This window comes from Pedobacter sp. TM02, assembly GCF_059705275.1.
The window spans coordinates 216,041-237,002 of sequence record NZ_AP046530.1; the positions used below are offsets into that span (position 1 = coordinate 216,041).

The 20,962-nt window shown below is 45.3% G+C and carries 19 protein-coding genes; 9 read left to right on the forward strand and 10 right to left on the reverse strand.

From position 1 onward, the window contains the following. Nucleotides 1–175: 175 nt before the first annotated feature. The 7 genes from AC6H1S_RS01000 to AC6H1S_RS01030 all read right to left on the reverse strand — a co-directional run bounded on the left by AC6H1S_RS01000 (nt 176) and on the right by AC6H1S_RS01030 (nt 6,236). A complete protein-coding gene (locus tag AC6H1S_RS01000; protein ID WP_199138169.1) occupies nt 176–763 on the reverse strand; it encodes a Crp/Fnr family transcriptional regulator in 588 nt (195 codons plus the stop codon). Between the two features lie 5 nt (nt 764–768). Beyond that, nucleotides 769–930 carry a FeoB-associated Cys-rich membrane protein gene (locus AC6H1S_RS01005; RefSeq protein ID WP_199138167.1) on the reverse strand — a complete coding sequence of 54 codons (162 nt, stop codon included), beginning with the start codon at nt 928–930 and terminating at the stop codon, nt 769–771. Between the two features lie 149 nt (nt 931–1,079). After that, nucleotides 1,080–2,273, reverse strand: coding sequence for a hypothetical protein (locus AC6H1S_RS01010; protein ID WP_497564796.1), 1,194 nt, complete (start codon nt 2,271–2,273; stop codon nt 1,080–1,082). 132 nt (nt 2,274–2,405) lie between these two features. Further along, nucleotides 2,406–3,230 carry a type 1 glutamine amidotransferase gene (locus AC6H1S_RS01015; RefSeq protein WP_497564797.1) on the reverse strand — a complete coding sequence of 275 codons (825 nt, stop codon included), beginning with the start codon at nt 3,228–3,230 and terminating at the stop codon, nt 2,406–2,408. A gap of 3 nt (nt 3,231–3,233) precedes the next feature. Then, on the reverse strand, nt 3,234–4,340 hold the full coding sequence (locus AC6H1S_RS01020; protein ID WP_497564798.1) for a carboxylate-amine ligase: 1,107 nt from the start codon (nt 4,338–4,340) through the stop codon (nt 3,234–3,236). Between the two features lie 27 nt (nt 4,341–4,367). Then, a complete protein-coding gene (locus AC6H1S_RS01025; RefSeq protein ID WP_199138161.1) occupies nt 4,368–5,435 on the reverse strand; it encodes an ATP-grasp domain-containing protein in 1,068 nt (355 codons plus the stop codon). A 96-nt stretch (nt 5,436–5,531) separates the two neighbouring features. After that, on the reverse strand, nt 5,532–6,236 hold the full coding sequence (locus AC6H1S_RS01030) for an esterase family protein (RefSeq protein ID WP_199138159.1): 705 nt from the start codon (nt 6,234–6,236) through the stop codon (nt 5,532–5,534). A gap of 173 nt (nt 6,237–6,409) precedes the next feature. Here AC6H1S_RS01030 and AC6H1S_RS01035 point away from each other — a divergent pair, with 173 nt between their 5' ends. The 8 genes from AC6H1S_RS01035 (at nt 6,410) to AC6H1S_RS01070 (ending at nt 14,891) form a co-directional block, all read left to right on the forward strand. Continuing rightward, nucleotides 6,410–7,219: an alpha/beta hydrolase gene (locus tag AC6H1S_RS01035; RefSeq protein WP_497564799.1), complete on the forward strand. Its 810-nt coding sequence runs from the start codon at nt 6,410–6,412 to the stop codon at nt 7,217–7,219. Between the two features lie 184 nt (nt 7,220–7,403). Continuing rightward, nucleotides 7,404–7,643, forward strand: coding sequence for a hypothetical protein (locus AC6H1S_RS01040; RefSeq protein WP_199138155.1), 240 nt, complete (start codon nt 7,404–7,406; stop codon nt 7,641–7,643). A gap of 184 nt (nt 7,644–7,827) precedes the next feature. After that, a complete protein-coding gene (gene typA / locus AC6H1S_RS01045) occupies nt 7,828–9,636 on the forward strand; it encodes a translational GTPase TypA (protein WP_199138153.1) in 1,809 nt (602 codons plus the stop codon). A 151-nt stretch (nt 9,637–9,787) separates the two neighbouring features. Next, entirely contained in the window at nt 9,788–10,672 is an 885-nt protein-coding gene (locus tag AC6H1S_RS01050; RefSeq protein WP_199138151.1) for a lysophospholipid acyltransferase family protein, read from the forward strand. 205 nt (nt 10,673–10,877) lie between these two features. Further along, on the forward strand, nt 10,878–11,750 hold the full coding sequence (locus tag AC6H1S_RS01055; protein WP_497564800.1) for a lysophospholipid acyltransferase family protein: 873 nt from the start codon (nt 10,878–10,880) through the stop codon (nt 11,748–11,750). A gap of 272 nt (nt 11,751–12,022) precedes the next feature. Further along, nucleotides 12,023–12,907, forward strand: a complete 885-nt coding sequence (locus AC6H1S_RS01060) for a lysophospholipid acyltransferase family protein (protein WP_199138147.1) — start codon at nt 12,023–12,025, stop codon at nt 12,905–12,907. Nucleotides 12,908–13,103: 196 nt separating this feature from the next. Beyond that, complete coding sequence (locus tag AC6H1S_RS01065; RefSeq protein WP_497564801.1) at nt 13,104–14,300, forward strand: serine hydrolase domain-containing protein; 1,197 nt, start codon at nt 13,104–13,106, stop codon at nt 14,298–14,300. Between the two features lie 15 nt (nt 14,301–14,315). Then, the gene (locus tag AC6H1S_RS01070; protein ID WP_497564802.1) at nt 14,316–14,891 is read left to right on the forward strand and encodes a thioredoxin family protein; all 576 of its coding nucleotides are present in this window, start codon (nt 14,316–14,318) and stop codon (nt 14,889–14,891) included. A gap of 41 nt (nt 14,892–14,932) precedes the next feature. On the opposite strand, the gene AC6H1S_RS01075 is transcribed toward AC6H1S_RS01070, so the two are convergent. From AC6H1S_RS01075 to AC6H1S_RS01085, 3 genes are all read right to left on the reverse strand, one after another. Then, complete coding sequence (locus tag AC6H1S_RS01075; RefSeq protein WP_497564803.1) at nt 14,933–15,493, reverse strand: type 1 glutamine amidotransferase domain-containing protein; 561 nt, start codon at nt 15,491–15,493, stop codon at nt 14,933–14,935. Nucleotides 15,494–15,584: 91 nt separating this feature from the next. After that, nucleotides 15,585–16,334 carry a glycosyltransferase family 2 protein gene (locus tag AC6H1S_RS01080; RefSeq protein ID WP_497564804.1) on the reverse strand — a complete coding sequence of 250 codons (750 nt, stop codon included), beginning with the start codon at nt 16,332–16,334 and terminating at the stop codon, nt 15,585–15,587. Between the two features lie 6 nt (nt 16,335–16,340). After that, nucleotides 16,341–17,621 (reverse strand): glycosyltransferase, encoded by a 1,281-nt coding sequence (locus tag AC6H1S_RS01085; protein WP_233165727.1) that lies wholly within the window; start codon nt 17,619–17,621, stop codon nt 16,341–16,343. A 71-nt stretch (nt 17,622–17,692) separates the two neighbouring features. Here AC6H1S_RS01085 and AC6H1S_RS01090 point away from each other — a divergent pair, with 71 nt between their 5' ends. Continuing rightward, the gene (locus tag AC6H1S_RS01090) at nt 17,693–20,887 is read left to right on the forward strand and encodes a S41 family peptidase (protein ID WP_497564805.1); all 3,195 of its coding nucleotides are present in this window, start codon (nt 17,693–17,695) and stop codon (nt 20,885–20,887) included. Nucleotides 20,888–20,962: the final 75 nt, after the last annotated feature.

The following is a 20,962-nucleotide window of genomic DNA, read 5'->3' on the forward strand; positions in this document are numbered from 1 at the left end:
TATGTTTTTTAAGTTGTTTAAATTTGATAACACAAAGTTAAGGTGGCTAGTTTGCTCCCACATTGATGTATGTTAAGTAATTCGGGAGTTGGATTGTTTGTTGGTTCGGTGGGGGTTTTTGAGGTGATGGTTTTAGGGTACACCAGCTATTTGTCATCAGCAATCAGACTTCCGACTATTTGAAATGCTTTTTGGCCAAATCCTTGCGTACGCGGCTCAGCGATTCTGGCGTAATGCCCAAGTAGGAGGCAATCATCCATTGCGGTACACGCAGGGTGAGGTTGGGGTAGAGCTTGATGAAATCGAGGTAGCGCTCTTCGGCGGTTGCGCCCAGCAACATGTTGATCCTTTTCTGCATAAAGCGGATCGAATTGTGCAACATCAGGATGTTAAGCTCCAGTATTTTGGGCACGACGTATTGGATGGCCGGAAAAAAATCTTTCTTCACTACCACCACTTCGGTGTCTTCTATGGCATCGATATAAAAGAAAGAAGGTTCGTTAAACACGGCGCTGTTCCTTTCAGAAATCATCCAGTTTTCTGGTGCAAATTGAATGATGTGTTCTTTGCCTTTTTCGTCGATGGAAAAGCAGCGCAACAAACCACTGTTAATGAAATAGGAATCTGATTTCAAATCGCCCGGACTTAAAACAACCTGACCTTTTTTAAAGCTTTTGGTTTTGAGACAGCTCACGGCCTCCTTGGCCTGCTCGTTGGTAATGGCTAATCGTTCTTGCAGGTAGGCTTGAAATTTCTCCAGCATGTGGCTTATTTTTTAGGCTCGGGAATATTAGAGAAGTTGGCGCCGCATTTGCCACAGCCCGAAGCGCAAGATCCAGCTTTTGGAGAAATGGAACGGTAAATCAATCGGCCGATGTAAAACAGCGCGGCGATAAAAACCACGATCATTAAGATAAACTGAATATCCATAGATGCAAAATTACGATTATTTATGAAGCCCGGTTCAGATTACTGTCAAATTTGTTAATGATTGAAGGCTTGGGTGAGAGAATGATTGAATGAACCCGTTTTCAGTTAGCAATTCTGAGTAGGTAATAAGCTAAGGGCTAATGAAACAATTAGTCTTGATTTTCCATCAGCCCCACCGTACCGCCAACCCAGTCGAAATCCTTGTTGTAACGGACGCCAATCATTTTGCCACGACTTAGCCTGGCCAGGTTAATGCACAGCTGGGGCTCTTCGCCTTCGGGCCAAAGGTACATCATCCTGATTTCGGCTTTTACGCCGGCATCGGGTGCCTGGATAACTGGTTCATAGGTTACCTTTCGCTGCAGTATCCAATTCTCGGGATCTTTGATCTGTGCAACGTCGTTTGAGGTTACATCGATAATGACGCCCATGCCGGCAAAAGAAAACAGGGGTTTGAGCACATAGTTTTCCAAATCGGGGGGTATGGTTTTCAAGGTATGGAGAAAATGCGTTTCGGGTACAAACTTGCTCTGCAAGAAAGGCATGGTGTATTTGCTGATGCGGTAGAACCAATTGGGATGGGTAATCCATTCGATGTCCAGTTCTTCGCGAGGATCGAAGGATTGCTCGAAAATTGCCGTATTTTGGCCAATCTCGTCAAAAATCAAGCGGTTGTAGATCCGTTTCAGCTGGATTTTTTGCCCGTCTTTTTCGTAAAAGAGCTGCCTGCCTTCTTTTTTGATTTCTTCCAGTGCCAAAACCGGTATGCCCAGATGTTCGGCGGTTACAAAAAAGTCGATGGCCGTTTTTTGGTTCGGGGCATCCAGATCCATCAGGGCAACTTGGTGAGGCTCATGCTGGCCGATGATTACCTTTTTGAGTAGTTCGAAATAGGTAGCCTGGGTTAAGCCATTAAAGTAAGGGCTCAGTTGCTCATCAAGTGCGAAAATACGTTTAAAGGTATGGCTCAGGTGAGTCTGGAAGCCATATAGCGAAGGAAAGCCCTGCATTTCGATCAGCATGGGTACCACTTCACCGTTTTCGTCTTTGCATAAGCCGTAGTCGAAAGTCAAGAAATGCGGATGACCGGTTTCATGGGGTACGTTCCACTCGGCAGGAATCGATTTTTGGGTCAGTTCCTTAAAGTTGGGTTGCTTAATCAGTGCGATAATCTCTTCGCCCGCGGCAATCAGCTTTTGTTGAAGCGCTGCTGGTATAAAAACAGGCGTTTCTGCTACCCGGAATGGAATTTCTGGAAATCCTTTTCCGAGCTCCCGTAAAAACTGCTGATATTTTTCGGCCGTAAAGGCGGCGTTAAATGCTTGGCGATATTTTTGGATCATGGTTTCAGTTGGCAGGTTTCAGTTATAGGTTTTTAGTAAGGAGAGTTCGGTTAAAACTCTCCTAATGCGTAATAATTGACCACGTAGGTGTATAGAATTGAATGTTTTGTGTGCTTTCTTATGGTTTATCTTCTACGCCTCTTGCAAAGTCTTGATGGCCTGGGTTAGGAAATTAGGTAAAATAATGCTTTGGGTTAAGGTAATCCGGTTGGGGTCTTCCAAGCTATTCAGCATGTCATGGTATTTTTCTTCGCCGTGGTTGTTGCTAATCGCTGTTTTCTTTTCTTCCTGTAGCAGGTACATTTTCATGCCAATCGGGTCGGCTTCGGGATGAAACTGCGTGCCAATCACCTGCTCGGAAAAGCGTATGGCCATAATGCAGCGCTCTAAAGCTACATGTGGCCGTTCTTTTTCGATGGCCAGAATCTGTGCGCCTTTGGCTTCAAAATCTTCCTGTTTGGGCTCAACCACTTGCCAATCGCGGCTGTCAACCGAATAAAATGGGTCGGGCAGGCCGTTAAATACCGGTTCGTGCATGCCATCTTCGGTCAGGCTAACCGGGAAAATGCCGAAAGCGTTCGATTTCCTTTTGGTTACTGTTCCTAATCCGTATTTGCGACAGGCCAGCTGAAAAGAATGGCAAATCAGGAAAACATGCTTTTTATGCTCGTTTTGTGCATTGAAGGTTTCAATGCGGTCTAGCAAGGTAAAAAAGTCATGTTCCCATTTTTCGCCTTCTCCATCAAAGGGGCTGCCTGGGCCGCCACTCGAAATATAGATGTCGTATTCGGTGCCTGGTATTTCTCCTTTTTGCCTCAGGTCAAATAAATCAAAGGTTAAATTTAACTGGTTTTGTTTGGTGTAGGTTCGCAGCAGTTCTTGTATGCCTCGCATTCCCTGATTGGGAAAGCCGTTGTTCATGTCGATAACTGCTACTTTTATCTGTCTTTTAATCATTTTTTATTTTGCGCCTATTAAAGTTTGGGTAGTGATGTAGTCTACCACCGACTCGAAGCTGCCTGTTTTTTCGTAAACGGCCAGTTGCCTGTCGGCTCCGGTTCCATTGGCCAAGATCTGGTGTACATAATTGATGTCTTCGCGGCTGCCCAAATCGTCAACTACATCGTCAACAAAATCCAATAGCTCAAGCACAAGGTTACGGCAGTTGATTTCCATCTCCTTGCCAAAATCGATTAAGTTGCCATCAATGCCATAGCGGGCTGCCCGCCATTTGTTTTCGTTGATCAGTGCCCTCGAGTAACTGATAAATTCCATGTTTTGGAGGCGCAATTTATAAAGTTTGGCGCACAATGCCTGAAACAGTGCCGTAAAAGCCATGGTTTCGTCAATGAGCATCGGGCAATCGCAGATGCGGAACTCGATGGTGTCGAAGAAAGGATGTACGCGGATGTCCCACCAGATTTTCTTGGCATTGTCTATGCACTTGGTCTTGATGAGCAGTTTTACATAGTTGTCATAATCTTCTATGCTGTTGAAGATGTCGGGTATGCCTGTGCGTGGAAATTTGTCGAACACTTTTGTCCTGAAAGATTTGTAACCCGTATTTCTCGATTCCCAAAATGGCGAATTGGTAGAAAGCGCAAATACGTGTGGCAGGAAATAGCGTACTTGGTTGGCGATGTGGATGGCCATTTCGCGCGATTGGAAGCCTACGTGTACGTGGAGGCCAAAAATGAGGTTCGAACGGGCAGCTTCCTGCAGTTCGTTTACAATTTCGCTGTAGCGTGGATGTTCGGTAATGAGCTGCTTTTCCCAATGCGAAAAAGGGTGTGTGCCCGCCGCGCCGATGCGCAGGCCTTGTTCGCCGGCCAGTTGCGATACGGTATAGCGCAGCTGTGAAATTTCTTCCCGCGCTTGCGCGGTGTTGTGGCAAATGCCAGTGCCTACTTCTACTACGGCCTGGTGCATTTCGGCCTTTACCTGGTCTTTGTGAATCTTCTGTGCCGATTCTACAATTTTCTGTTCGTGGGAGGTCAATTCTCTGGTAACGGGATCAACTACCATGTATTCTTCCTCAATTCCGAGCGTAAATTCGTTCATCATCATATCTCCTTGTTAAATAAAAAATCCCAATTATTTTTTTGCTGGTGCTTTTTTTGGTTTTGCGGTGCTTGTTTTTGTGGTTTCTTTAGGGGATGATTTGGTGGCTGGTTTAGCTTTTGCGCTGCTTGCAGGCTTGGCCGCACCGGTTAAAGGGGTTCCTGTGGCCGAGGTTCTGATGTACTCGCCCCAGGTCAGGTTGTCTTTTCCTGTTTTTTGCGCCTTGGCTCTTTCTATGGCGTAGGTGGCGGCGGTTTCAACCACCCACTCAAAGTTTTCTGCACCCACGCTTTCTAAAGCGGCATCTGGCGCCGGATTGCAGAAATCAATGGCGTAAGGTATGCCGTCGCGAACGGCGAATTCGACGGTGTTGAAGTCGTAACCCAGGTATTTGTTTAGCCTTAGGGTGTAGTCTTCGATGGTTTTGAGCAATTTTGCATCAGGTTTTGGCCCGTCAATTACATAGCGCAGGTGGTGCGGGTTGCGGGGTTCGTACTGCATAATGCGCACATACTTGCCGCCAATGCAATAGCATCTGAAATATTCTTCAAAAATGATTTCTTCCTGCAGCATCATCACGGCCTGCTTGGTTTGGCTGTGCTTATCAAAAAAATCTTGTTTGTCGTGCAGCTTGTATACTTCTTTCCAGCCACCGCCGTCAAAAGGTTTCATATAGGCCGGAAAGCCGGTGTATTCGAAAATAGCATCCCAATCTAAGGGCATCACCAGGTTGCTGAACGATTTTTCTGTCGTGTCGTCGGGGTGTTCGCGCGAGGGAATCAGCGCGGTTTTGGGTACTGGAACACCAATGTTTTCGGCCAGTGCATTGTTGAAAAACTTTTCGTCGGCACTCCACCAAAAGGGATTGTTGATGACCGCCGTACCGCCCATGGCTGCATTTTTGAGGTAGGCGCGGTAAAAAGGCACATCCTGCGAAATGCGGTCGATGATTACTGCGTATTCGGGCTGTTCGGCCTGAAACACCTTGCTAATGTTGACAAACTCGGCCTTAATGTCTTTTTCGCCTTTTTGGTTAACCCTGTCAACAAAGGCCTGTGGAAACGAGCGTTCCTGGCCAAATAAAATTCCAATCTTTTTCATCTTGTTATAGTTTGATTTTCAATGGTGATGGAGCCTGTGGTCAGGCCAAATCATGATTAGAGCAATTTGGGAATCATGATCGTTAATATCTATGTTTTAAAGTTGTGCTAAATAGTTGGGGAACATTTCCCTCCAAATTGGCCAGTCGTGGTCGGCATTGGGCCTGATGTCTAGCCAATGGTTGATGCCCTTTTGGTGCAATATGCCCGAAAGGCGCTCGTTGTCGGCACGGCACATGTCGCGGTCGGAGGTGCCCAATACGATTTTCATCTGCCATAATTCGGGGTTCATGTCATTGGGCAGAAAATCAACCGGGTTGTTGAAGTAGGCGTCGTCATTAAAAAAGCCGTCTAGCTGGCTCTTAATGTCGAATGCGCCACTCATGCTAAACAAGTGGCTTACTGCCCAAGGGTGCCTAAAGGCGAAATTGGCGGCATGATAGCCCCCAAAGCTACAGCCAGAGGTAATCACCTTGTGGTGGCCGGTTTCGTGTTTGGCCAAGGGCACCAGCTCTTCGAGCAGAAACTTGTCGTACCAGATATGGTTTTTCACCCTATCTGCCGGATGGATGTCTTTATTGTACCAGCTCTGCTTATCGATGCCATCGGGACAATAGATTTTTACTTTGCCCGAATCGATAAAGCCCTGTACGGATTCGATTAATTTAAAGTCCTTGTTTTCATAGTACCTGCCCATACTCGTTGGAAAAAGCAGGATAGGGTAACCGCCATGTCCGAAGACCAGGGTTTCGATGTCGAGGTTCAGGTTAGGACTATGCCACTTTTTGAGTTCTTCTTTCACGGTATTGTATTTAGATTGCTTTAAGATATGAAAATCGGAACCAAACACAAAAAAATAAAATCAATTAAAGCTTGCAAATCTGTATGTTAAGTAAAAAATGGGCAATGTGGATTAATTGTTTTTCAAGATTCGTATTTTTGCGCCTGATTTAGTGAGAACGCTATTTGTTGACCATGTACACCACCTTGTTACTACCCACTGTTATTAAAACGCTTCACCAGTTCCAATCGGTTTATTTAAAGAGGGCGGTTGAAATCGAAATTTTCAGCCCCGATCATTTAATGGGCAACGAAAGGGTCAACCTTTTGCTGCTAAACGATGGCCAAGACCTCGGCCAGATGCAAATGGAGCCGATGCTGAACAATCTTTATGAGAAGTGGAAGATCGAGCCAACGGTTGTGGTGGGTATCAAGGCAGGCGCAGAGCGCGTGCAAGAATATGGTGTGGCTGGCCGGCCAGACTTTAAAAAGCGTGGCTCGAAAGCCCAAGCCTATACCGATTTTGTGATCAAAGAGTTGCTGCCCTATGTGCAAAGCGAAGTAAAGGCAACCATTAACGGTAAAAGGGCCATCGCAGGATTCTCATTGGGGGGCTTAACTGCTTTTGATATTGCCTGGAACAACGACAATTACTTTGATGCGGTTGGTGTGTTTTCGGGCTCGTTCTGGTGGCGCAAAAAAGACCTGAGTGCGGGTTATACCGACAACGACCGCATTCTGCACCAAATGATCCGCGAAAGCAAGACCAATCCGGCGCTTAAGTTTTGGCTCATGACCGGAACCGACGACGAGCTGGCTGATCGCAACCATAACTTCATTATCGATTCGATAGACGATACCATCGACGTGGTGAAAGAGCTCATGCAGAAAGGCTACAAGCGTCCGAACGATATTTTCTATTACGAAATGGTGGGTGGCAAACACGATGTGCCTACCTGGGCCAAGGCTATGCCTGCTTTTCTAAGCTGGGCTTTCGGCAGGTAAAGCCAATTTCCGATTTCTTTTTTTTGTTTTTGTGACCTTTAGAGTGGTGCATGATGGTGCCAGTCTTTTGTTTATTTTGTTCATTGATAGGTTTTTGCGGGTTTTACAGGTTGAAATTTGTAATTTAACTGATGGCCAGTTAAGGGCTGGCTAAAACATTATTTAACCTAAAACAACCGGAACAATGAAAAAAGAAAATCTATTAAGCAAGGCCGACCTGCGCAAAGTGCTTGGCGGTTCTATTGGAAGAGGAGTTTGCGAAACTAAAAACTGTTCTTTTGAATTTATGGGTATTGAGTATGCCGGCCAATGTGGCTCATCAATTCAAGAAGGTGCGCCTATAACTTGGTGTAGATGTATAGCCATGGGCCCCTATGGCGATTTTATCGAAGACGATACCAATCAGAATTGTTATGTAGCCTAGTGACTGGATTGTAGCCTTGGCCAGTCTTGTATTGCTGCGCTTAAAAGCAACTGCCTTGATGGCCCTGGCTACAAAACGCTGATTTTCAAAAATTAACAAAAAGATAATCCGCTAAACTGCCTGCATTTGCGATAAAAAATCAATAAAAAACCTTATCTTTGCGCCAAATTTAGAGGCGCATTGTATGCAAAAGATTAGAAACATAGCTATTATAGCACACGTTGACCACGGTAAAACCACTTTGGTTGATAAGATTTTACACTCTTGTTCAATTTTTCGTGATAACGAACAAACAGGCGAGTTGATACTTGATAATAATGATTTGGAGCGCGAGCGAGGAATTACCATCGTATCAAAAAACGTTTCTGTAAAATACAAGGATGTAAAAATCAACATCATTGATACACCGGGCCACGCCGACTTTGGCGGTGAGGTAGAGCGTGTACTTAAAATGGCCGATGGGGTACTTTTGCTTTGCGATGCCTTTGAAGGCGCCATGCCACAAACCCGTTTCGTAACCCAAAAGGCACTTTCGCTAGGGTTGAAGCCAATTGTGGTGGTCAACAAGGTTGATAAGGAAAACTGCCGTCCGGAAGAAGTTTACGAGCAGATTTTCGAACTTTTCTTCAACTTGGAGGCTACAGAAGATCAATTGGATTTCCCGGTAATCTACGGTTCGTCTAAACAAGGTTGGATGAGTACCGATTGGAAAGTTCCAACTACAGATATTTTTGCCTTATTGGATACCGTTGTTGCAACCATCCCTCCGGCACCAGTAAACGAAGGCACTTTGCAAATGCAGATTACTTCATTGGATTATTCTTCATTTGTAGGCCGTATTGCCATTGGCCGTGTACACCGTGGCACCATCAAAGAAAACCAACCGGTTACTTTGATCAAGCGCGATGGCAAAATGGTTAAATCGAGAGTAAAAGAATTGTATACGTTCGAAGGCTTGGGTAAAGTAAAAACAACCGAAGTAGGCTCGGGCGATATTTGTGCCGTGGTAGGTATTGATGGTTTCGACATTGGCGACACCATTGCCGATTTCGATGCGCCGGAACAACTACCGGTAATCAAAATCGATGAGCCTACCATGAACATGTTGTTTACCATCAACAACTCGCCGTTTTTTGGTAAAGAGGGCAAATTGGTAACCTCGCAACGTATCAAAGACCGTTTGTATAAGGAAATGGAGAAAAACTTGGCCCTTAAAGTGGTTGAAACCGAATCTCCAGATTCATGGCTGGTATACGGAAGAGGTATCCTGCATTTGTCGGTATTGATCGAAACGATGCGTCGCGAAGGTTACGAAATCCAGGTTGGCCAGCCACAGGTAATCATCAAGGAAATCGATGGCAAGAAACACGAGCCTATCGAAACCCTGATTGTTGATGTACCTGGCGATGTTGCTGGTAAAGTAATCGAGTTGGTAACGCAACGTAAAGGCGAATTGTTGATCATGGAGCCAAAAGGCGATTTGCAACACTTAGAATTCGAAATCCCTTCACGTGGTATCATCGGTTTGCGTAACAACGTATTAACCGCAACTGCTGGCGAGGCGATTATGGCGCACCGTTTCAAAGCTTACGAGCCTTGGAAAGGCACGATCCCTGGACGTTTGAATGGGGTATTGGTATCGATGGAAAAAGGTCAAACTACGGCTTATTCAATTGATAAGTTACAAGACAGGGGCCGTTTCTTTGTTGATCCAGGAGTTGATGTTTACGAAGGACAGATCATGGGCGAGCACATCCGCGACAATGACTTGGTAGTTAACGTGGTTAAAGGAAAAGCCCTAACCAACATGCGTGCTTCGGGTAGCGATGATAACGTGCGTATCGCTCCGGCCATCAAATTTTCATTGGAAGAGTCGATGGAATATATCCAGGCCGACGAGTATATCGAGGTTACGCCGGTAAGCATGCGTTTACGCAAGATCTACCTTACCGAGAACGAACGCAAAATCAATGCTAAAAAGTTCCAATCGTAAGTAAACGATTAAAAAACCATATCAGCCCCAATCCTGATTTATATCGCGATTGGGGCTTTTTTATGTAAAAATTGTGAGGCAATGTTATCATGGGCCTACAAGCTGGCAAATGTGGCAAGTAAATGCATTACTTTGTGGCCTTAAATCATTTATGTTTCGAAGAGCGCTTAACCATATCGGTATATTTTTTTTAAACTTGCTGTCGCTGTTGCCAATGCCGATTTTGTATGGCTTGGCCAAGGCAATGTATTTTCTCCTCTACCGTGTAACCGGTTACCGCCTCAGCGTGGTTAGGGAAAATCTGCAGCTGGCCCTGCCCGAGCGAAGCCCTGAAGAACGCAGGCTGATCGAAAAGAAATTCTACAAATATTTGGCTGCCTTGGTGGTAGAGATTGTTAAAATGAGTTCGATTTCGAAAAGAGAGCTCGAAAAACGTTTCCGGATCAAGCGGTCGGAATTGATGGAGTCTTACTTCGCAAAAGGAGAAGGAGTATTGCTGTGTGCAGCGCACTATGGCAACTGGGAGTGGGGCTCGGTTGCTATCGGACTTGCGGTTTCGGGTCAAAACTATCCTATTTATAAGCCTTTAAACAACCCGGTATTTGACAATTGGTTTCAAAAAGCGAGAAGCCGGTTTGGAAGCAAGCTCATTTCGATGCGCCAAACCTTAAGGGCCATACAGGCCAGCAAAGGCGAAGCCAGTATTTTTTGCTTTGGCAGCGACCAGGCACCTTCAAGAGACGAATCGCACTATTGGACCACCTTGCTTCATCAGGAAAGCTCCATCCAGTTGGGAATCGAAAAAATTGCCAGGAAAACGAACCGGCCAATTTTCTATTTTAATGTAACCGCAGTACAAGAAGGCTATTACGAGGCAGAATTTGTACCGCTTTGTTTAAATCCGCAAGAAACTGCCGAGTTTGAAATTACCGAAATGCACACCCGGTTTTTGGAAAAAATGATCCGTAAAGAACCTGCCTATTGGCTGTGGAGCCATCGCCGGTGGAAACATAAAAAGCCGGTTGACGGTGTATAGTGAGTAGTTCATCATCGGAAGTCAGGGGCTTGGTACAGCGTTGCTGTCTATCCTCTATTTCGCTTTCTGCCTCCCCGCCTTAGCATTTAACTTTTAAGCAAATCTCTTCAAATTGTAAAAAATTGAGGGTTATCCGCATCATGGGGCCTAAACCAATGGACGAGGCAACAGAAATGTTTAATTTTGGGGCCTTGAATTTAGTTCCATGTTACAAAAGGCATTTACCCACATTGGTCTTTTCTTTTTAAAACTGCTGGCGCTTTTGCCCATGTCGGTACTTTATTTTCTGGCCGATGGGGTTTATCTGCTGCTTTATTATGTAATTGGCTACCGCAGAAAGGTTACCCGCGAAAACCTGCAAAACGTATTTCCTGATCAAAAACTAGAAGAGATCATTGCCATAGAGCAGAAGTTCTACCGTTACCTGGTTTCGCTGATGGTAGAAATCGTGAAGATGGATAGCATTTCTGAAAAGGAGGTGCAAAAGCGCTTCAAGTTCAAAAATCTCGACCTGATGGAGGCCTATTGGCAAAAAAACGAAGGGGTGCTGATTTGTACCGCACATTACGGCAACTGGGAATGGGCGGGCCTGAGCCTTGGACTGACCGGGAGCGCCCAAAACTATATCATTTATAAGCCCCTAAACAACGCCACTTTCGAAGATTGGTTTTATAAGGTAAGAACCAAGTTCGGCAACAAGGCCATCGCTATGAGGCAAACCTTAAGGGCTGTGCAGGGCAGCAAGGGCGAGGCCAGTGTATTCTGTTTTGCCAACGACCAGGCGCCTTCTAAAGACGAATCGCATTATTGGACCACCTTTCTCAACCAGGAGAGCTCGGTGCAGCTGGGTATCGAAAAAATAGCCAAAAAAACCAACCGGCCGGTGTTTTACCTCAAAACCAAGGTCATTAAAAGAGGCTATTATGAAATGGACTGTGTGCCGATCTGTTTAGAACCAGCCAATACAGCCGAATACGAAATCACCGAACTGCACATCCGTTTTTTAGAAAAAATGATCATCGAAGAGCCGGCTTATTGGCTTTGGAGCCATCGCCGCTGGAAATATAAGCGGGGTTAGCCCTTCGTGTTTAGCCTAGAAATCGGAAAACCGAGGTTATAGTGCGTAATTAACCAGGCTGCTATCTGTTTTGCCCTTTTGATCATACCTTCAACCTTTCTACCCGCTATCCCTGTTTTAGTCTCCGTTTACCCTTAAGCTTTTTGGGCATGGTAATTGCATAAGCTTCTAAAACGATTTTATATGCATCATATTGTGTAACTTAATTGCAATGATGCTTAAAATCTGTTTTTGGTTTTAAAGCTAAACATTCACCTAGACTATTAACATCTATGCTTGCAAGGGCCCTGTCCTATTTTGGAATATTCCTGTTAACCCTATTGTCTTTATTGCCGTTATCTATACTTTATATCATTGCATGGATATTTTATTTCTTCGTTTACCTTGTTTTTGGCTATCGAAAAAAGATAGTCAGGGCAAATTTGCGTAACGTCTTTCCTGAAAAGAGCGAGGCCGAACTGTTGTGTATCGAGAAAAAGTACTATGCCTATCTCACGGCACTGGTCGTAGAAATCATCAAGATGAGGTCTATTTCGAAGGCCGAACTGCAACGCCGTTTCCGTTTTAAGAATATCGAGGTGCTGGAAGAATATTTTAAAAAAGGTCAAAGCGTATTGATTTGTTCGGCGCATTATGGCAATTGGGAGTGGGGTACAATGTCATTTGGCTTAGCTATTTCGGCGCAAAATTATCCCATTTATAAGCCTTTAAAGGATATGGTTTTCGATTGCTGGATACGCAAGGTACGTAGCAGGTTTGGCAACAAGCTCATTGCCATGAATCAAACCCTAAGGGCTTTGCAGGCCAATAAAACAGAAGTCAATGTATTCTGTTTTGGCAACGACCAGTCGCCGTCTAAAGATGAACTCAACTACTGGACAACCTTTTTGGGCCAACCAAGTGCGGTGCAGCTGGGCATTGAGAAGATTGCCAAGAAAACAAATCGACCGGTGTTTTACCTGAAAACCACTGTGCTCAAAAAAGGATATTACGAGGTAGAGTGCGTGCCACTTTGTTTAGATCCCGCGGCGGCTGCCGAATTTGAAATCACCGAGCTCCATGTTCGCCTGCTTGAGCAGATCATTTTGGAAGAACCTGCCTACTGGCTATGGAGCCACAGGCGATGGAAGCACCAAAAGCCGGCGATTGGTTCTTAACGAGAACCTTTAAATCTCCTCAATCTATCTATAGTCATAAACACCTACACAACAATTTGTGCCTGTACAAAGGTAGCATAACCAACGCATGGGCTTTGGTAAACAGGCTTTTGGGGCGTAGGTAAAGGTCGATTGCCGCCATGGGCCTATGGCAAGTTGTTTGAGTTTGTTATTTTAGCAATTCAATAACAAGCTTGTGAAAATTATTAAATACAGCCTGCTCACTTTGCTGGGTATAATAGTGCTGGGTTTGACCATCCTGTTTATTTGGCAGCCGGTGCTGCTAAAAGTGTTGCGCTACCGTACGCCCAATGCCGAAACCTACAAGATTTTTCCGCAGGCCTATGTACAGCCCAGCGATTCAGCTTTCCATTTCATCCGACCGGCCAAGCAACGGAATGACCTGGATACGCTCCAAGTTTTTGATGGGCAGCAGCATTACCTACCCTTAAAAGATTACCTTAAAGCCGGCCAGGTAAATCTGTTTATGGTGATCAGGAACGACAGTATTTTGTACGAAAAATATGATAAAGGCTATAGCGACAGTACTTTGGCTACCACTTTTTCGATAGCTAAAAGCATGCTTTCGGTGTTGGTGGGGCAGGCATTGGCCGATGGCCACATCAAAAGCCTCGACGACCCTATCCTCAACTACATTCCAGAGCTCGGTGTAAATTCGGCTTATAGTACCTTGGTTTTGCGCGACCTGTTTACCATGAAATCAGGCTTGGCCTTTCGCGATACCAATGGTGGCATCATCAATGCCTTTTTCTCTGACGAAGCCAAATATTACTATACCGACGATATGAAGCGCGAGCTGTTAAAGGTAAAGCGCGTGGGTTATCCTGGACAAGCATGGCAATATAAAAGCATTGATGCCATTTTGTTGGGTTGGGTAGTTGAAAGGGCTACCAAAAAGAGCCTCGCTCAATATTTTCAGGAACGCTTGTGGCAACGTATCGGTACCCAATATCGGGCTAGCTGGGGCCTCGACCATGTAAAGGGGCTGACCAATACGGCAAGCCGCTTTCAGGTTACGGCCATTGATTTGGCAAAAGTTGGACGTTTATACCTGAACGATGGGCAATACAATGGCCAACAGGTGGTGCCTCAAGATTGGGTTTTGCAAACCATTAAAATGCAAGGCCGCACTCCTGTAACCAGTAAGGGCTGGCAAAAAACAACACAAAACTATTTATGGTGGTTACCACAGGAAGGCGTTAACGGCGAATATGCTGCCGAAGGCATGTTGGGCCAGCGCCTGTATGTTGATCCTTTAACCAAAACCATTATTGTGGTGTTTGCCGACAAAGGCGGTGGCGATTACCCCTACCGTAAAGTGAGCCGGTATTTGGCGGGCATGCCGTTTTCTTATCCCAAAATATTAAATTAGCAAAAAACTAATCGCATGAAAATCAAAATCCTATTTATTGCTTTTGCAGCCATATTGCTAACCAATGTGGCTTTTGCGCAAAGCACACCTCCTTCGGCCGAAACCGTTTTGAAGGATGCCATTAAAGAGGCTAAAGCCCAAAAGAAAAAAGTATTTATCATGTTTCACGCTTCGTGGTGTGGTTGGTGCCATAAAATGGACGATAGTATGAACGATCCAGCAGTGAAAGCCTATTTCGACAAGAGTTTTGTGGTTAGGCATTTAACGGTCATGGAAAATGACCCGACTTTAAAGAAAACCGAAAACCCAGGGGCAGATGCCATGCTTAAGCAGCACAATAGCGATGGCTTCGGCATTCCGGTATGGTTTATTTTCGATACGAATGGCAAATTGTTGGTCGATTCGCATTTGAGACCTGAAGGAGTGGGCATGGAAGTGAAAGGTAAGAACATCATCGGTTGCCCTGCGGCCAAAGAAGAAGTGGTAGCTTTTGTAAAAGCACTAAAGCTAACTACCAAGCTTAATGATGATGAACTGGCCAAAATAGCTGCTCGTTTCAGAAAGAACGACCCAAGCTATAAAGGCGAATAAGTTAAAAGAGGCTTAGCTAGCACAGCTAAGCCTCTTTCTTTTTAGGCATGTTGCCCTGCGTGCACTCCTTCGGCAAATTCTTCTACCAATTTATCGTTAAAAGCGGGCAGATCTTGCGGTGTGCGACTGGTAACCAAACCTTGATCAACCACTACTTCTTCGTCTACCCATTTAGCACCTGCATTGATCAAATCTTGCGCTATATTTTTTACCGAAGTCATCTCTCGGCCTTCAACTACTTTGGCATTGATGAGCGTTTGCGGTCCGTGGCAAATGGCAGCTACCGGTTTTCCGGCTTCAAAAAAAGACTTTACAAAAGCAATGGCTTCGTCATTAACCCTTAATTGATCGGGGTTGATTACACCACCTGGCAACACCAAACCATCATAATCGGAAGCGTTCGCTTGGTCGAGGGTTTTGTCAACAGCTACTTCGACCGACCAATGATCGTGGTTCCAAGCGGTTATTGATCCACTTTTGGAAGAAATGACATGTACGGTTGCATCTTCTTCCTTTAAGCGTTTAACTGGTTCGGTCAACTCCACTTCTTCAAATCCATTTTCTGATAGCACTGCAATGGTGCGGTTACTTAAACGTCCCATAATTTTCTCTGTTTTTAATTCATGTTTAAAGACACGCAGAAAAAATTATTGTTTGCGAAAATTTATTCGTTCAAGCTATAATCAGCGCTGATTAATCGTTGGTGCGGCGATGTTTGATGTAGTACAGGCCTAAATTAATGGCGATAAAAACATGGTTGATTACGTTCGGTATAAGGCCGTAATAATGGCTCAATATCTTAAAACGTTCCTTTAGGCTTTCCCAATGTTTTTGCTTCGACATGCCTCCCACCAGGTATTTGGCTACGTACAAATGCGTATTCACAATGTTCGACGATTTTTTGGCCGCCTTTAAAATCCAATCGATATCCGCACTGTATTTGTATTGCAAATCGTAAGGTTCGGTAAGGCTTCGCTTGATGTAGATGGCCTGATGACTAACATTCATGCCGTATTTGAAGCTATGCCAGTCGAACTTTTCAGGTGCTTCGTGGCGACGCTGACCCAAGCTATGCCAATCGGCATCGAACATTTCGGTTTCGCCATAATAAATATCGCCCGATGGAGCCGAGGCAAAGACTTCTTCTACTGTTTCGGGTGCATAAATTTCGTCGCCCGAGTTCATAAAAAGCACATAATCGCCAGTGGCCAGGGCCAAGCCTTTGTTCATGGCATCGTAAATGCCTTTGTCGTTTTCCGACACAAATTTGGCCAGTCGGTCTTTGTATTTGCCAATCAGCTCGGTCGTGCCATCGCTAGAATTGCCGTCTATTACAATGTACTCGATGTTTTTGTAGGTTTGGTTGAGCACCGAAAGCATGGTGCGCTCAATGTCCTTAACATTATTATAAACGATGGTGATGACGCTTAGTTTAGGCTGCATGACTGATTATTGGGGTAGGGCGCTGATGAGTTTGTAGTACAATTCTTCGTGTTGACCGGCAATTACTGCAGGGGCAAAATGGGTCAGTATGCTTCTTCTGGCTTCCTTTTGCACTTCTGCAGGCTGTTCGTGCAAAAATAGCCATTCTATGCCGTCGGCCAGGTCGCTTGCCGATTGATAATCGGCCAGATAACCGTTCTGTAAATGCTTAACCATATCCGGAATGCCACCCGTTTTAAAAGCAATAACCGGCGTGGCACAAGCCAGGCTTTCCATGACCGTATTGGGCAAATTATCTTCCAGCGATGGCGTAATAAAGGCATCGGCGGCCGAGTAGCATTTGGCCAAATGGTCGTCTTTGCTGATTGTGCCCAAGAAGGTCGTCTTAAAAGGAAATTCGGGCAGGTTTTTCTCGTCTTTGTTGCCAAAAATAACCAGCTCTATTTTTTCTTTGGGTACTTCGGGCCTTGCCGCCAATTCGTTAAGCGCATCCAGCAAATATTGCGTGCCTTTGTGCTTGTCGTTTTTGGAGGGCATAAAGCCGCTCATGATCACAAACTGATCGGGTTTTATTTTGAGCACCTTCTTGGCTTCGGCTTTTACATAAGGCTTAAAAATATCAGTTTCAACAGTGTTCGGAATAACCGAAGTTGGCCTGAGGCCGAGCAGGCTGCTTTGTTTGACCGAGTTGGCCATCCAATGGCTGGGGGCAACCACATGAAAATTAAGCTCGGAATAAGCCTTTTGCTTGCGCAGCCAGGTTTTGTGCGAAATATCCTTAGGGCCGCTTAAGCTTAAGATAGGGCAGTTGCCACATTGCCGGTGGAAATGCTCGCAGCTGTAGCGCACATGGCAGCCACCCGTAAAGGCATTGCTGTCGTGGAAAGTCCATACAATAGGTTTTTCCAGTTCGTCCAGCTCGGCCAGCATTTTTGGCGACAAAAAGCCATGGTTTACCCAGTGCAGGTGTATAATGTCGGCATCTTTCAGGTCGGGATGGTTTTTGATCGATTTGCCGAACCACTGGAGCGAAAAGGGCGTTTTAACGGCTTTGGTCAATAATTTAGCCAGGTAACGTTCGGCCATGATGTTAAAAACGGCATGCAACTTGGCCAGAATGCCTTTGCTAAAGGTGTCGATGGCTGGGTTTTGCCCAAACTTATAATACACCATGACCTTCGAGCTGATGCCATTTGCGTTAAGCGCATTGCTCAACCGCAGGCAGGCCCTTCCGGCGCCTCCGTTTCCGTCGTAGGTATTTAAGTGTACTACTTTCAAATCAATCAAAAATACATTTTATTGTTTAGGATTGTAAAATAGTTGCGTATTTTCAACCCTTAAAGCCAATAAACAAAATTATGAAGAAGAATATGTTCGGCGCAATGGCATTTTTGCTATTGCTGTTCCCAGTTTTTGCTCAAGCACAAGACCAAACTTATTTTGCTGCTTATCCTTCATTAACGCCCGATGCACAAAGTATTGTATTCAGCTACGACGGCGATATTTGGAAAGTAGCCGTAAAAGGAGGCTTGGCCACACGCATAACGGCTATGCCCGGCGAAGAAATCAATGCACGCGTTTCGCCTGATGGAAAATGGCTCGCTTTCTCGTCTAACCAGTTTGGCAATTACGATGTTTACCTGATGCCCATGGCCGGTGGCGAAATCAAGCAGCTGACTTTTAACGATGCCGCCGACGAGGTGGATGGCTGGAGCTGGGATTCGAAAACCATTTACTTTACTTCGGGCAGGTACAATTCTTATTCGAGCTATAAAGTGGGCATCAATGGCGGCACCGCCATCCGTTTGTTCGACAATTATTTCAATACCACCCATAACATTGCCGAGGCGCCAAACGGCGAACTTTTCTTCAACGATACCTGGGAGAGCAAGAATTTTGCCAACCGAAAGCATTACAAAGGCGCATTTAACCCCGATATCCAATCGTACAACCCTAAAACCAAAGCTTATAAACGCTATACCGATTACATTGGCAAGGATTTTTGGGCCAGTGTAGATCAAAAAGGCAATGTGTTTTTTGCATCAGACGAGGGCAACGAAGAGTACAACCTTTACACTTTTGTAAATGGCAAAAAAACGGCACTTACCCGGTTCGAAACTTCTATTAAACGTCCGTTTGTGGCCGCCAATGGTACAGCCGTTGTTTTTGAGAAAGACTACCAGCTGTATGTGTACGATGTGGCCAGCAAAAAAGCCGAAAAGGTAAACGTTGCCTCTACGCGCAACCAGGTGCTGAGCAAAGAGCAGGAATACGACGTTAGAGGAAATATTTCGGCTTTCGATGCCTCGCCCGATGGCAAAAAGTTTGTGTTTATATCGAGGGGCGAAATCTTTGTGAGCGATATCGATGGCAAATTCATCAGAAAAATAAGCAACAGCGGAGAGCGCGCGCTGGAAGTGAAATGGCTGGCCGACAATAAAACGATTTTGTTTAACCAAACTTTTAATGGCTACCAGAACTGGTATACCATCACCGGCGATGGCAAAGGAACAGCCAAACAACTAACCAAAGACAAAGCCAATAACCGCGACATTACTTTCAACAAAACCAAAACCTTGGCGGTTTACCTGAGCGGCCGCAACGAGCTGCGCCTGCTCGATCTTAAAACTTTGGAAAGCAAAACCATTGTGAAAGACGAGTTTTGGGCCATTCAAAATGCGACGCCAAGCTTCTCGCCCAACGATCAATACGTGTTGTTTACGGCTTTCCGCAACTTTGAGCAAGACATCTTGGTGCACGATATCAAACAAGATAAAACCATTAACTTAACCAATACTGGCGTGACGGAAACCAACCCGGTATGGTCGCCAGATGGTAAGTACATTTATTTCATCAGTTCGCGCACCAAGCCTTCGTACCCAACGGGTCTTGTCGATCCGCATGTTTACCGCATGGCACTGAACAATTACGATACGCCATTCCGTTCGGATAAGTTCGATGAGCTGTTTAAGGAAGACAAGCCTGCCGAGCCCAAAGAGGTAAAACCGGCAACGCCAGTCCAAAAGAACGAAAAGGCCAACGATACGGCTAAAAAGAAAGCCGAAACCAAGCCAACACCAAAGGCACCTGCATTAATAACCATCAATACCCAAAGAATATTAGATCGTATTGAGCAAGTTAGCCCTAATTTTGGCAGCCAATACCTGATTGATGTTTTTGCCAAGGGCGACAAAACCCTGGTGTATTATACCACCAACCAGGATGGCGGTGCGCCGTCGGTGTATCGTACTACGTTAGAGCCTTTTGAGAACAACAAAAACGAAAAGGTAAGCGATGGAGGCGATTTTAACCTGATAGAAAGCGGGGGCAAGTTCTATGTGCTGAGCCGTGGCGTAATCAATAAATACAATCCCGATGCCAACAAACTAGACAAGGTAGATTACGGCTACAAATTCAGCAGAAACCTGAACGCCGAGTTTAACCAAATGTTTTACGAAACTTGGGTGGGCCTCGACGAAAACTTCTACGACGAGAACTTCCACGGGGTTGACTGGGAAAAAATGAAGACCCGCTATGCGGCTTACCTACCTTATGTAAACAATCGAACCGATTTGAGGATTTTGCTGAACGATATGCTGGGCGAACTCAACTCGTCGCACATGGGCTTTAACAGTTTTGGTGCCGAAGAGCGCAAGAACCTGAATTACATCACCAACGAAACGGGTATCCTATTCGATAATGAAAAACCTTACCAAGTAGCACGTGTGGTAAGTAAAAGCAATGCCTTTTTGGCCGGAGAAAACATTAAGCCAGGCGATGTGCTGGTAGAAGTGAACGGCGTTAAGGTTGACGAAAAAATGGACCGCGATTATTATTTCAGCAAGCCGTCATTAGATCGCGAAATGAGTTTGGGGTTGATGCGCAACGGCAAAAAAAGCTATGTCAACGTGCATCCGCAAAGTGCGGCGGCTTTAAGGGCCAACCTGTACGACGAATGGATTGCCGAAAACAGAGACAATGTAGCCAAATGGGGCAATAGCCGTATCGCTTATTCGTACATGAAAAACATGAGCGGCGGCGAGCTGGAACGCTTCCTGCTCGATATGGTTGAACAGGAAAACAACAAAGATGCCATTATTTTGGATCTGCGCTACAATACGGGTGGCAATGTGCACGATGAGGTGTTGCGTTTCCTTTCGCAACGGCCATACCTGCAGTGGAAATACCGCGGAGGCAAAATGTCGCCGCAAAGCAACTTTGCGCCAGCCGTTAAACCTATTGTGCTCTTGATTAATGAGCAATCGTTGAGCGACGCCGAAATGACCGCTGCCGGATTCAAGCAATTGAAACTGGGCAAGATCATCGGTACGGAAAGCTATCGTTGGATTATCTTTACTTCAGCCAAGGGCCTGGTTGATGGTTCGTCGTATCGCTTGCCGTCGTGGGGCTGCTATACCATGGATGGCAAAAATATAGAGAAGGAAGGCGTAAAACCGGATATTTATGTGAAAAATACCTTCGAAGACCGCTTGCAGCACAAAGACCCGCAATTGGAAAAGGCCGTATCCGAAATTATGAAGGATTTGAAATAGGTATCAGTTGCCGGTTACGGGTTGCCGGTTCGCCCCTAAACAATTCAGCAATAAAGCATAAAACAATAAAAGCAA

Coding starts and splice junctions, on each gene's coding strand:
- AC6H1S_RS01000 (WP_199138169.1), bottom strand. CDS start 763: ATGCTGGAGAAATTTCAAGCCTACCTGCAAGAACGATTAGCCATTACC.
- AC6H1S_RS01005 (WP_199138167.1), bottom strand. CDS start 930: ATGGATATTCAGTTTATCTTAATGATCGTGGTTTTTATCGCCGCGCTG.
- AC6H1S_RS01010 (WP_497564796.1), bottom strand. CDS start 2,273: ATGATCCAAAAATATCGCCAAGCATTTAACGCCGCCTTTACGGCCGAA.
- AC6H1S_RS01015 (WP_497564797.1), bottom strand. CDS start 3,230: ATGATTAAAAGACAGATAAAAGTAGCAGTTATCGACATGAACAACGGC.
- AC6H1S_RS01020 (WP_497564798.1), bottom strand. CDS start 4,340: ATGATGATGAACGAATTTACGCTCGGAATTGAGGAAGAATACATGGTA.
- AC6H1S_RS01025 (WP_199138161.1), bottom strand. CDS start 5,435: ATGAAAAAGATTGGAATTTTATTTGGCCAGGAACGCTCGTTTCCACAG.
- AC6H1S_RS01035 (WP_497564799.1), top strand. CDS start 6,410: ATGTACACCACCTTGTTACTACCCACTGTTATTAAAACGCTTCACCAG.
- AC6H1S_RS01040 (WP_199138155.1), top strand. CDS start 7,404: ATGAAAAAAGAAAATCTATTAAGCAAGGCCGACCTGCGCAAAGTGCTT.
- typA (WP_199138153.1), top strand. CDS start 7,828: ATGCAAAAGATTAGAAACATAGCTATTATAGCACACGTTGACCACGGT.
- AC6H1S_RS01050 (WP_199138151.1), top strand. CDS start 9,788: ATGTTTCGAAGAGCGCTTAACCATATCGGTATATTTTTTTTAAACTTG.
- AC6H1S_RS01055 (WP_497564800.1), top strand. CDS start 10,878: ATGTTACAAAAGGCATTTACCCACATTGGTCTTTTCTTTTTAAAACTG.
- AC6H1S_RS01060 (WP_199138147.1), top strand. CDS start 12,023: ATGCTTGCAAGGGCCCTGTCCTATTTTGGAATATTCCTGTTAACCCTA.
- AC6H1S_RS01070 (WP_497564802.1), top strand. CDS start 14,316: ATGAAAATCAAAATCCTATTTATTGCTTTTGCAGCCATATTGCTAACC.
- AC6H1S_RS01075 (WP_497564803.1), bottom strand. CDS start 15,493: ATGGGACGTTTAAGTAACCGCACCATTGCAGTGCTATCAGAAAATGGA.
- AC6H1S_RS01080 (WP_497564804.1), bottom strand. CDS start 16,334: ATGCAGCCTAAACTAAGCGTCATCACCATCGTTTATAATAATGTTAAG.
- AC6H1S_RS01090 (WP_497564805.1), top strand. CDS start 17,693: ATGAAGAAGAATATGTTCGGCGCAATGGCATTTTTGCTATTGCTGTTC.